The following is a 12419-nucleotide window of genomic DNA, read 5'->3' on the forward strand; positions in this document are numbered from 1 at the left end:
ACAAAAAACCCACCCTTTGGCTTAACCTAAGGATGGGAAAAATTGCTATGAAAAAGAAAAAATTTCACTAAACAATGTTTAGTTAATAACAAATATAATTTTTTTAGATTAATTTAAGAAAACATGTCTTTAACCTTTTCAAAGAAAGATTTATCCGACTTTTTAGGCTTAGGCTCAAAATTGTCATCATTCAACATCTTTTCAAAAAACTCCTTCTGTTCTTTATTCAAGGTTTTTGGTGTCCAAACATTTACATGCACCAAAAGATCACCGCTTCCATATCCATTGATACTTGGAATACCTTTTCCTTTCAGCCTTAATATTTTACCAGACTGAATGCCTTCTTCAAGCTTAATTCTAACCTTTCCTGTTACGGTATCAATTTCTTTTGACGTTCCTAATGCTGCCTCAGGATAACTAATATACAGATCAAAATGAAGGTTATCTCCTTCTCTCTTTAAAGTTGCATGTTCTTGTTCTTCTATTAGCACCAATAAGTCGCCCGGAACACTATTCCCAGGAGCCTCATTACCTTTTCCAGCTACTTTTAACTGCATGCCTTCCACCACACCCGCAGGTATTTTGATGGAAACGGTTTCTTCATTTACCTTTAAACCTTGCGCGTCTGCACCAGCAGGTTTATGATCAATAATTTGTCCAGAACCTCCACATACATTACAAGTTGAAGCAGTTTGCATTCGACCTAATATTGTATTGGTTATACGGGTAATTTGACCGGATCCCTGACAAGTCGAACAGGTTTTATAGGTTACACCTTCAGCCTTAACCTTACGTCGAACTTTAACCTTTTTTTCAACACCTTTTGCTATTTCTTCTAAGGATAGCTTAACACGAATTCGAAGGTTACTTCCTTTGACACGAGCTCTTCCTCCTCCGCTAAAACCACCGAATCCGCCAAAACCTCCTCCGAAGGCGCCACCAAAAATATCTCCAAACTGACTGAAAATATCTTCCATGTTCATTCCACCTCCGCCGAAACCTCCAGCTCCATCAAATGCCGCATGGCCGTATTGATCATAACGAGCCTTTTTCTCCGGATCACTTAACACCTCATAGGCTTCCGCTGCTTTTTTAAACATTTCTTCAGCCTCATTATCTCCTGGATTTTTATCAGGGTGATATTGAATAGCCTTTTTTCGATATGCCTTTTTTATTTCAGCTTCAGTCGCTCCTTTACTAATTCCTAATATTTCGTAATAATCTTGCTTCATTTTTTAAACTCTAGGTTTCGTTTATTATAGCATTGGGTCTATTAAATTATTGTCCAAACACAACCTTTGGATGACGAATAATTTTGTCTCCCAATTTGTATCCTTTTTCAATAACATCTACGATTTTACCTTTTAGATCATCAGATGGGGCCGGTATTTGAGTAACGGCATCATGAACTTCTGCATCAAAGGTATCTCCAGCTTTGGTATCTATAACCTCCAAACCTTTTCCTTCCAATACGTTCTTTAATTTGGAACTTATAAGCTCTACTCCTTTGAGCATTTCTTTATCTTCAGATTTGGATATCTCTACCAAGGCCCTGTCAAAATCATCAATAACCGGCAGCATGGCTTGTAAAATATCCTGACCAGCAGTTTTGAACAATTCAATTCGTTCCTTAGAAGTTCTTTTTTTATAGTTTTCAAACTCGGCAAAGAGACGTAAAAACTTATCTTTTTCCTTTGCCAAATCTTCCTTTAATGCATCCAACTCAGAAACTTCTTCAACTACCGTTTCCTGGTTCTCCGGATTTTGCTCACCATTTACATTTTGAGTCTTTTCCTGAGTTTGTGCTGTATCCTTATCTTCCACAGTATTTTTTGATTCTTTCGATTTTTTACTCATTTTAAACATAATTATATTGCACCTTCATTTTCACGGCAAAAGTACTGCCATTTAGTTGAAAATGTCAAAATGTCACCAAAATATTTAATACATTTTTATTATTTGAATAAAATTGTATCCGCTACATTTGCTATCGAAAATTAAAAATCTACAAATCTGATGAAAAAACAATCTTTGAAACTTGCTATGGTAGTTGTCTTCGCTGCCTTGTCAATTGCTTGTAAGAACGACAAAAAAAATGAAGCTCAAACCAATGAAGCTGAAGTTGCCGCAAATTCTTCTGAAGAAGCAATTAAATTTAATGCCCTTCCAACTGAAAGTACAATTGAGTGGGTGGGTTCTAAACCTACAGGATCTCACACAGGAACCATCGCGATAGAATCTGGAGTTTTCAGTCTAAAAAACGACATGATAGAAAGCGGGAGTTTCTCAATCGATATGAATTCAATAACTGTAACAGATCTTGAACCTGGAAATGGTAAAGAAAACCTTGAAGCACACTTAAAAGGAAATGCAGAAGGAAAAGAGGATCACTTTTTTAATGTTAAAGAACACCCAAAAGGATCTTTCGAAATAACAGGTTTAAAACAAGCTGAAGGTCAAACCGTTTTAGAAGGGAACTTAACTTTAAAGGGGATTAAAAAGAATATTGCCTTCCCTGTTAATATTTCTGTAAACGAAAACAACATTGTTGTATCGAGCGAAGTATTTACAATCAATCGCACAGATTGGGGAGTAAATTACGGATCTAAATCAATTTTTGAAGATCTTGGAGACAAATTCATTAATGATGATATTGAACTTAAGATATCAATTAAAGCTAACAAAGCATAATTACATTATAAAAAAATCTCAATTAAGCCAGTTCTTCATCGAATTGGCTTTTTTTATCCTATAAAATGAGATCTTCCAGAGCAGCTGACAAAATCGTATAATTAAAATTAAATCCTTCTTCCTGAATTTTTTTAGAGCTTACCCGATGACTGGCAAGTACTACTTTAGACATTTCTCCCAGCACCGCCTTTAAAACAAATTTAGGCACCTTTGGAAACAGTATTGGTTTTTGAACAATTTCAGCAATACTTCTGATTAGTTTTTCATTCGTTACAGGATTAGGAGCAACACCATTAAACACTCCTGAAACCTGATTTTCAATAAGAAATAAATACATTTCAGCCAGATCAGAAATATGTATCCAACTTTGCCATTGTTGCCCATTACCCAATGCAGACCCTATATAATTTTCGACCGGCCCTATCATTTTTGGTAATGCCCCACCATGATCTGACAATACCAAACCAGTTCGTATAATTGCTAAATCCTCAGTAAAAGATTCTAATTCTTTGGCTGTGTCTTCCCATTTTTCAACTACCACTCCCAAAAAAGAATCATCTATTTCAGTTTCATCCTCTTGATAATATTTAACATATGAATCCGGGTAAATACCAATTGCTGAAGAAGACACTATCGATTTAACAGTTTTATTACTTTCAGCTAAACCTTTCCTCAGTGTCCGTAAACTATTTATTCGGCTACTAATGATTTCATCTTTATAGCTTTTAGTCCAACGTTTTGCTATGTTTGATCCTGCAAGATTAATTATAGCCTCAACCTCATTGAAACAACTCTTATCGATTTCCAGCTCATTGGTATTCCAGTAGAAGCCTTTATAATTTTCTTCCGATTTAATCTTAGACTTATCTGTTGTAAGGTAATTAACTGCTATCTTTCTATCTCTGCACTTTCTTACTATTTCTTGTCCAATAAGCCCTGTGGCACCTGTTATCAAAATTCGCATTAAAAAAGCTTTTTTATCAATTTACGAGATTTATTTTGAGAAAATCGGGTATTTATACAAGGTTTAACAGTTTTATATAGCTACTCTATGTAGGTTCTTTAAATATTTATTTCTAATAGAGCAACCCCTCTTAAAACATCGAAAAAAATTCGAATACTCCTTACTTCGTAGCGCGGAGCATTTGAAGAAATTCGAATACTCCTTACTTCGTAGCGCGGAGCATTTGAAGAAATTCGAATACTCCTTACTTCGTAGCGCGGAGCATTTCCCTTTTTCCGGGAGGACCGGGTAATTTTTCTACAGAAAACCCACAAGCGATCATTGCTCGCCTGACACTTCCCTTAGCAGCATAAGTCACGAGAACACCTCCTGACTTGAGAGCATTATACATACGCTGAAATATTTCTTCAGTCCACAACTCAGGCTGAACCCTTGCTCCAAAAGCATCAAAATATATCAAATCAAAAACATTTTGATCATCTATTTCATTAAAAAACTGCTTTCTTTTTATCATTCGAAATTGATCACTCAATTTAAAATATTCATCCCAAGATGTTTCATGCATTTTGTTAAACTGATCTTTCTCATTTTGAGCGGACAACCTTTCAATGTAATTAAGTTGTTCAACTTCACTTGCTAGCACCGGATAACCTTCTACACCATGGTAATCAACAAAAAGGTTATTCTTTACAGCTTCCAAATAGGTTATCAGAGCGTTAAGCCCCGTTCCAAATCCTATTTCAAGTATTTTGATTTCATTCTCCACATTGTATTGTTCAAGGTGGTGATATAATCCCATTTTTAAAAAAACATGATAAGCCTCCTGAATAGCTCCGTGCTTTGAATGGTAATTTTCATCCCAATCTTCAATGAATATTGTGGATGAGCCATCAGCTGTTTTTATTACTCTTCTTTTCAATTTATTTCTTTTCAATTAAGACGCCCTCTGCAACAAATAAATTTGTTCTTTTCACGCTTACGATTTTAGAAATTTCATCATCTCCTTCCCCTCCGTCCTTTGCATAATGCTTTTGGTCATCGACAGACATTTCTTCTATAAATGCATTTCCATCTACAATAACCTCTTTACCTACAATATCCTTGGGAACAAAAAATCCATAATCTTTAAACTTAACCATAGCCTCTTCTCCATCATCCAGATCAAGTTTCATCCAACCCCCCTTTTTAACACATACCTCTTTCACTTTACCTTTGAATTTAAAAGACAAGGTATCCCCTATTTTTAGACCTTTATAATTACTGGAAGCAAGTTCAATATTTAATGTATTATCAATATCTATCTCTTTTCCAAAAGAGTCATATATATTTTCCTGTTCATTCATATCTATCCTTTCAGAGACCTGCTTCTGGTCAACATTTTTGCATGAAGCTAATAGCCCTAAGACTGCTAAAAAGATAACTTTTTTCATTTTTTAAAACTTTTGAGTTAGAATCTGATATTATTCATGCAAATTAAGCTTTTTTGAACAAGTTTATATTTAACCATGAAACATATTTCCGTAAATTAGCACAAAAGATTTTTGAGAGATGAGCAGTACTACATTAAAAATTGAAATTGAAAAAGCCACTTCTTCAAAGATAGGACAAGTTGATTTCGACAATTTAGCCTTCGGTTCAGTTTTTACAGACCATATGTTGGTTTGTGATTTTAAGGACGGTGCATGGCAAACACCAAAAATAAAACCTTACGGACCTTTGAGTTTAGACCCTTCAGCTAAAGTTTTTCATTATGGTCAAGCCATTTTTGAAGGACTTAAAGCTTACAAGAGTAATGATGATAGCATATGGCTATTCAGACCTGATGAAAATCATACGCGAATGAATAAATCTTGCGTTCGATTACAAATGCCTGAAATTCCAAAAGAAATTTTCTTTGATGGCCTTGAAACACTCCTTAAAATGGATAAGGACTGGATTAAGAAAGGTGAGGGTAACTCCCTATACATCCGTCCATTTATGATTGCCACCGAAAGCTGTGTTTCAGCTTCACCATCTTTAGAATATAAATTCATGATCATTTGTTCTCCGGCTCAATCCTACTTCAAAAAAGGCATGAGTGGAGTTAAAGTCTTGTTTGCAGAAAAATATAGTAGAGCAGCCAACGGAGGCGTTGGGTTTGCTAAATGTGCAGGTAATTACGCAGGACAATTCTATCCGACACACCTGGCAAACCAGGAAGGATACCATCAGGTATTGTGGACTGATGCAAGCACACATGAAAACCTGGAAGAAGCTGGTGTAATGAATGTGTTTTTCAGAGTTGGTGACAAATTAATTACAGCACCAACCTCCGATAGAATATTAGACGGTGTAACCCGTAAAAGTGTTATAGAAATTGCCAAAGACGAAGGCTTAGATGTAGAGGTAAGACCTGTTACTGTTCATGAAATCATAGCAGCCGCTAAAGAAGGCTCCTTAAAAGAAATGTTTGGATCGGGAACTGCTGCAGTAATAAGCCCAATTTCTGGATTCGGATATAAAGGAGCTCATTATGATCTTCCTGAGATCGAAAATAAGTTTGCTGATTTGTTTAAAAAACGAATCTCTGATATACAATGTAATAAAGCAAAAGATAAATTTGGCTGGCGCCATAAGGTTTCAGTATAATAAAAAAGACCCAAATTGGGTCTTTTTTATTTTTCTAAGATTTTCTCAATATCCGGCTTAAAATAGTTAGGCCCTTTTAAAACTTTTCCATCCTCCCTGTAAATTGGCTTACCATCTTCATCTAATTTACTCATATTACTTCTTTGTATCTCTTCAAAAACATCTTCAATCTTATGCTGCATTCCATGTTCCAAAATAGTACCACACAAAATATACAGCATATCACCTAAGGCATCAGCAACTTCAACTAAATCATTATTTCTTGCAGCCTCTAAGTATTCCTCATTCTCTTCTGCCATCAAACTAAAACGTAAGTTTAGTTTATCGCTTCCAAGGTCAGCCATAGGAGTCTCAGCAATCCCCAAACCAAAGGCACTATGAAATTCTGCAACTGCTTGTAATTTTCGCTTCATCGTTTATTTTTTGTTTAGTTTTGCATAAAAATAGAATAATGCTTAGTAAGGGACAAATCATTTTTGCAATACTCTTTTTCATTGCCTTTGTAGGAGTAATAATTTACACTTACACTAAAGACAAAAAATTACATTCCAAATATTATAAAGGTGCCCTTTGGGTACTGGTTGGGTTTATTTTATTTGTAACCATATTATCGCTTCTTAAATATTTTATTCGTGAATAGCATATAGGCATTCCTCAGAAAGTTTATCTTATTTTTTGTACTTTGTAAGCTCTCAATCTAACTTTTCAGCATTCAATGAAAATCATTAAATATTTATTCTTTCTTATTGTTATAATTGTCATAGGGTTATCGTTATACATAGCTACACGATCAGGCTATTACAATGTACATAGAGAAGCAGTTATCGATGCTCCTAAAGAAGTAGTGCATGAATATATAAATGATTATAAAAAATGGCCTGAGTGGTCACCTTGGATTGAACAGGAACCTTCTGCCAATATTTCCTTAAGTGATAGTACAGCCGGCATAAATTCATTTTATCACTGGAATGGTGATATTATAGGAGAAGGAATCATTAAAACTATTCATTCTGATAAAGATTCTATTCTCCAAAAAATTGAGTTTACCAAACCACGAGAATCTCAAGGTGATGTTTACTGGAAGCTTTCTTCAAAAACTCCTTCACAATCTATAGTAACCTGGGGTATTAAAGGGGAGTTAAGCTTTTTAGAAAAAGCTATTATGATTTATAAAGGTGGAATGGACAACCTAATTGGAAGTAATTTAGAAAGAGGTCTTTTCAAGATTGATAGTTTGAGTGAGTTAGCTATAGAACAATACACCATCAACCCTAAAGGTATTTCAGAATATAGTGGAGGATATTATCTATACCTCACTACAGCATCTAAACAATCGGGGATTTCAAGTAAAATGACTGAGATGTTTCTTAAGGTCAAAAAGTTTGCAAAGGAAAATAATATAACTTTGTCCGGACCTCCATTTGTACTTTATCATGAATGGGATGACCTCAACAAAACAACAATATTTTCGACATGCATTCCAATTAGAGAAAAGATAATTCCTGATTTTCAAAGCGAGGTGCTATGTGGATTTCTAGATTCTGGAAGATACTTTAAAACCGTTTTAAAAGGCAACTATAAAAACATAGAAGAAGCATGGAGTAAAGCATCTCAAGCCATCAACACTAATAGGTTAGTCGAAGATCCTAAAAGGGATCCTATGGAAGTCTACATTACCGATCCAAGTAAAGTCCCAAATCCTGCGAATTGGATAACAGAAATATACATACCTGTAAAAAAAACCTTAACATTGCAAAAAACTTTTTAACAGCTAGCCACCAGTAAGCATTATATTTACAGCATGAGAGAGTTTCTATGGATTTTTTTAGGAGGTGGGCTTGGCAGTGTAGTCAGGTTTCTGGTAAGTAAACTGGTATACACTTCAAGTTATAACTTTCCGCTATCTACATTTACCGTGAATGTTATAGGAAGCTTGGTCATTGGTCTACTTACCGGTTTAGCATCTAAAAACTTTGGTCTCTCTCAAAGTTTTCTTTTATTTACAGTTACAGGTTTTTGTGGTGGATTCACAACTTTCTCCACTTTCGCCCTTGAAAATGTTTCCTTATTAAAACAAGGGGATTACCTTAATTTCATACTTTACACAATTGGCTCCATCATTTTTGGAATTCTTGCTGTATTTCTTGGCTTTATAATAACCAAGTAGATATAGTTTATTTTATCCTTCAAAGCATCATTTTCAACATCCCTTAAGTTAATTTATAACACACTGGTAGGTAGTGTGTTATATTTCAAACAACATTTTACCCATCCTCAATTTCATTTTTATCAAAAATTCAATAAAAAAATAAATACCCCTAAATAAATAGGGTGTGAAAATAAATTATACTAAAAAATAACATTCAACCCCTATTTTTTATAGGGCTATTTGTAATTAATATATAGTTTTACACATCTAACCTTTATAATTATGAAAAAAATAGAAGCAATTATCCGTAAATCAAAATTTGATGAAGTGAGAGATGCATTGCAGCAAATCGAAGTAAACTTTTTTAGTTATTGGGATGTTACAGGCGTAGGCAATGAGAAGCATGGTCATGTATACAGAGGAGTTTCGTACAGCACCACTGACATTCAAAGAAGGTACCTCTCCATTGTCGTTTCAGATGATTTCGTAGAAAGGACCGTCGAAACTATCCTCAAATTCGCATACACCGGAAGTGTTGGGGATGGCAAAATTTTCATTTCTCCTATTGAGGAAACATATCGTATCAGAACTAAGGAATCAGGAGAAATTTCACTTAAATAAAATAACAATCAATTAACTAGAAAGATTATGGAAACTTTATTAACTACAAATAACGTCTGGATGATGATCTGTACAGGTCTAGTGTTTATAATGCATTTAGGCTTTGGATTTTTAGAAATTGGATTAACCAGACAAAAAAATACAATAAACATATTATTCAAAAATGTATTCATACTAACTGTTGGTTTATTATTATACTGCCTCATTGGGTTCAATCTTATGTATCCTGGAGAATTTAACGGCTTTTTGGGCTTTTCAGGAATCGGTTTACAATCTCCAATGACCGCTGAAGGTCTTGATCTAACCTATAGTGAGGGATACACCTACTGGACTGATTTCTTATTCCAAGGAATGTTTGCAGCAACTGCGGCAACAATAGTTTCTGGTGCAGTTGCAGAGCGTATTAAAATAGTTCCTTTTATGATTTTCACTATCATCTATGTAGGCCTGGTATACCCAATAGCCGGATCATGGAAATGGGGAGGCGGATTTTTAGATGAAATGGGCTTTTATGACTTTGCTGGTTCGACTTTAGTTCACTCTGTTGGTGGATGGGCTGCTATTATTGCCATCACATTGTTAGGTGCCAGAATTGGAAAATTCAAAGAAAACGGAAAACCAAGTGCTATCCCAGGACATAATATACCTCTTGCTATGGGCGGGGTACTCATACTATGGTTAGGTTGGTTTGGATTCAACGGCGGTTCAGTGCTTTCCGCAGATCCGGCACTTACATCCCTGGTTCTTGTCACAACATGTTTAGCTGCCGCCGCAGGAGGTGTAGCCGCATTTTTGGTATCAACAGCTATGTATAAAAAATATGATTTAACCATGTTTTTAAATGGAATTTTAGGAGGTCTTGTTGGTATTACAGCTGGCGCCGACCTAATGGGGCCTACAGACGCTATTTTAATTGGTCTTATTGCGGGTGCAATTATTGTATTCGGGGTGGCCTTAATTGACAAATTAAAATTAGATGATCCTGTTGGTGCAGTCGCGGTACACTTAATTTGTGGTATTTGGGGCACCCTTGCAGTTGGAATCTTTGGAAGTAAAGCTGGTTTCAGCCAGTTCCTAATACAATTAGGAGGCGTTGCTGCTTATGGTGTATTCTGTTGTGCTACAGCTTTCGCCATTCTTTATACTCTTAAGAAAACTGTTGGTATTCGCGTGAGTAAACAAGAAGAACTAGAAGGACTAGACAATTTCGAACATGGAATGGAGGCTTACCCAGAAATGAGTACAACCTCAGCAGAGGTTAAATCATCACTAATGATGAATAGTTAATTGGTTAGATGGGTAAAAAGATCGGAGCGTTTGGCGGAACGCTCCGATTACTATCACTCCCATTATACAATTAGCTTACAGCTCAATAATACACTTTAAAAAACAATTACCAAAACTACAACTAACTATACCATAATTATGAAAGCAATATTTAATGCAAATTTCGGAAAAATTCTATTTTCCTCAATTTTATTTTACACATCTTTTACACTACATGCTCAGGAAGAGAAGAAATTCTCTTTAAGCGGTAGTATAGACACATATTTCCGACAAAACATCGGCGGGCCTAATGGAGATGATGCCATTGCTCCGGCTACCTCTTTTGCCAACTTAAACGGCTTCGTTTTAGGAATGGCTAACTTAATAGTTAATTACGAAGGGGAAAAAGTGGGTTTTGTTGCGGATCTGGTTTTAGGACCAAGAGGTGAAGATGCCGTATTCAACTCTCCTTTATATACTCCAGATGGAGGTTCAAGCAGAATCATAAATCAATTATACGCCTATTGGAATGTCTCAGAAAACATTACACTAACGCTAGGAAACTTTAATACTTTTTTAGGTTATGAAGTCATTTCACCGGTTGCCAATTTCAATTACAGCACCTCATATATGTTTTCCTACGGACCTTTTTCTCACACGGGTCTAAAAGCAGATTTTCAACTCACTGAAGATCTAAGTTTAATGTTGGCAGTAATGAACAGTACTGATTTTACTGAATTTAATCCTGACGGAAAATATACTGGAGGATTACAATTAGGATACAAAGGTCAATTCTTAAATGTACTTTACGGAAAGCAAACAGCTTATGACGGAACAGGAGCTTTAATTGCTGATGTAGACCCCACTTTTCAAATAGATTATACTGGTGGTTTTGATTTCTCAGAAAACATTTTTTTAGGGATTAACGCAACATATAACACAACTGATAGCGCTGGATTTTACGGAGCTGCTCTTTATCCACAGTATGCTGCTACCGAAAATTTCAGCATTGGTTTAAGAGGTGAGTATTTTTCAGTATTTGATAACGGACTGGATGGAGTGATTGGACTAGACGGAGATGGAGACGGCCATGTGTTTGCAGCTACCTTAACCGGAAGCTATACTCTAGGAGATTTAATGATAAAACCGGAGTTTAGAATTGACACTGCTTCTGAAGACACCTTCTTAAATGGAGATTTAGAACCCAATAAAAGCCTCTCTTCTGTTTTAATTGCGGCAATTTATAGCTTTTAAATTTTTGCGCCCTTTTATTTTATATTTTCGATAGTTTTATAAAAACCAGTGTGTTTTCACACTGGTTTTTATTTAAACTTCTTCACCCCTGCCTTTACCGCCAGAGATAAGTTATTTTCATTGGGTACAATTGGACATGAAAACTTTTTGTTATATGCACAATATGGATTGTAGGCCTTATTAAAATCAATTACTATTTCATCTCCTTCAGGAATTCTTAAATCAATATACCGTCCTCCTCCATAAGTAGCATCTCCGTTAGTTAAATCTGAAAAAGGTAAAAACAAATAGTCTTTATACTCTTCTGAATCAAGCAAAGCCATACTTTGATAGATATTCAAATTGTAATCGACATCTTTAATTTTGAAATTGGCCACTGCATATAACCGTTCTTGTGTTTTTCTATCAGTAGTTGTAGGCATAAAAAAAACTTCAGCGTCAGGCGTGAAGGTTAATTTTGCTTTTACAATAAAATTAGTATCAATCGGAAAAAAGTCTAATTCTGAGAATTCACTCCTATCCTTATCTTTCAAAGGGGATGTTTCGGGATTTTTAAATTCTTCATTCAGCTTATTTTGGAATTCAACCACAGAACTCACTTTATCAGAAATATTCGTCATTACCTCTTCCTGAACCTTAACATCATGGTATTTTTTATCAGACTTACAGCCAGTTACTACTATCAATATTAAAAATAAAACCCTTTTCATGTAAATTAATTTTAATTCAAATGTACAACGAATACAATTTTTATTTAGTTTTGTGTACAACAAAAAAGAAATAAATGAAAATATTTTCAACATATAAGCTTTGTGTATATACGATATATCGATGTCGGTGCTGATT

The 12419-nt window shown here is 35.1% G+C and carries 14 protein-coding genes; 7 read left to right on the plus strand and 7 right to left on the minus strand.

Features of this window, described 5'->3' with window-relative positions:
- Positions 1-113: 113 nt before the first annotated feature.
- Both dnaJ and P278_RS09545 read right to left on the minus strand, forming a co-directional pair.
- A complete protein-coding gene (gene dnaJ / locus P278_RS09540) occupies positions 114-1232 on the minus strand; it encodes a molecular chaperone DnaJ (RefSeq protein WP_038265829.1) in 1119 nt (372 codons plus the stop codon).
- Between the two features lie 46 nt (positions 1233-1278).
- Entirely contained in the window at positions 1279-1857 is a 579-nt protein-coding gene (locus tag P278_RS09545) for a nucleotide exchange factor GrpE (protein ID WP_038265983.1), read from the minus strand.
- Positions 1858-2016: 159 nt separating this feature from the next.
- Here P278_RS09545 and P278_RS09550 point away from each other — a divergent pair, with 159 nt between their 5' ends.
- A complete protein-coding gene (locus P278_RS09550) occupies positions 2017-2691 on the plus strand; it encodes a YceI family protein (protein WP_038265832.1) in 675 nt (224 codons plus the stop codon).
- 58 nt (positions 2692-2749) lie between these two features.
- Here the strand turns inward: P278_RS09550 and P278_RS09555 are convergent, their stop codons facing one another.
- The 3 genes from P278_RS09555 to P278_RS09565 form a co-directional block, all read right to left on the minus strand.
- Positions 2750-3655 (minus strand): TIGR01777 family oxidoreductase, encoded by a 906-nt coding sequence (locus P278_RS09555; protein WP_038265837.1) that lies wholly within the window; start codon positions 3653-3655, stop codon positions 2750-2752.
- A gap of 244 nt (positions 3656-3899) precedes the next feature.
- Positions 3900-4574, minus strand: coding sequence for a tRNA (5-methylaminomethyl-2-thiouridine)(34)-methyltransferase MnmD (gene mnmD, locus P278_RS09560; RefSeq protein ID WP_038265986.1), 675 nt, complete (start codon positions 4572-4574; stop codon positions 3900-3902).
- Between the two features lies 1 nt (position 4575).
- Positions 4576-5085 (minus strand): DUF4920 domain-containing protein, encoded by a 510-nt coding sequence (locus tag P278_RS09565; protein WP_038265840.1) that lies wholly within the window; start codon positions 5083-5085, stop codon positions 4576-4578.
- A gap of 118 nt (positions 5086-5203) precedes the next feature.
- On the opposite strand from P278_RS09565, the gene P278_RS09570 reads away from it, so the two are divergent.
- Complete coding sequence (locus P278_RS09570; RefSeq protein ID WP_038265843.1) at positions 5204-6283, plus strand: branched-chain amino acid aminotransferase; 1080 nt, start codon at positions 5204-5206, stop codon at positions 6281-6283.
- 26 nt (positions 6284-6309) lie between these two features.
- On the opposite strand, the gene P278_RS09575 is transcribed toward P278_RS09570, so the two are convergent.
- A complete protein-coding gene (locus P278_RS09575; RefSeq protein WP_038265847.1) occupies positions 6310-6696 on the minus strand; it encodes a pyrophosphohydrolase domain-containing protein in 387 nt (128 codons plus the stop codon).
- Positions 6697-6998: 302 nt separating this feature from the next.
- On the opposite strand from P278_RS09575, the gene P278_RS09585 reads away from it, so the two are divergent.
- From P278_RS09585 to P278_RS09605, 5 genes are all read left to right on the plus strand, one after another.
- Complete coding sequence (locus P278_RS09585) at positions 6999-8051, plus strand: SRPBCC family protein (RefSeq protein WP_038265851.1); 1053 nt, start codon at positions 6999-7001, stop codon at positions 8049-8051.
- 33 nt (positions 8052-8084) lie between these two features.
- Positions 8085-8450, plus strand: a complete 366-nt coding sequence (crcB, locus tag P278_RS09590) for a fluoride efflux transporter CrcB (RefSeq protein ID WP_038265854.1) — start codon at positions 8085-8087, stop codon at positions 8448-8450.
- Positions 8451-8714: 264 nt separating this feature from the next.
- Positions 8715-9053: a P-II family nitrogen regulator gene (locus P278_RS09595; RefSeq protein WP_038265857.1), complete on the plus strand. Its 339-nt coding sequence runs from the start codon at positions 8715-8717 to the stop codon at positions 9051-9053.
- Between the two features lie 27 nt (positions 9054-9080).
- The gene (locus P278_RS09600) at positions 9081-10340 is read left to right on the plus strand and encodes an ammonium transporter (RefSeq protein ID WP_051413504.1); all 1260 of its coding nucleotides are present in this window, start codon (positions 9081-9083) and stop codon (positions 10338-10340) included.
- Positions 10341-10478: 138 nt separating this feature from the next.
- Positions 10479-11573 carry a porin gene (locus tag P278_RS09605; RefSeq protein ID WP_082436126.1) on the plus strand — a complete coding sequence of 365 codons (1095 nt, stop codon included), beginning with the start codon at positions 10479-10481 and terminating at the stop codon, positions 11571-11573.
- Between the two features lie 68 nt (positions 11574-11641).
- Here P278_RS09605 and P278_RS09610 read toward each other — a convergent pair whose 3' ends face one another.
- Entirely contained in the window at positions 11642-12283 is a 642-nt protein-coding gene (locus P278_RS09610) for a DUF1684 domain-containing protein (RefSeq protein ID WP_038265860.1), read from the minus strand.
- Positions 12284-12419 lie beyond the last annotated feature (136 nt).

This window comes from Zhouia amylolytica AD3, assembly GCF_000511935.2.
Classification (GTDB): Bacteria; Bacteroidota; Bacteroidia; order Flavobacteriales; family Flavobacteriaceae; genus Zhouia; species Zhouia amylolytica.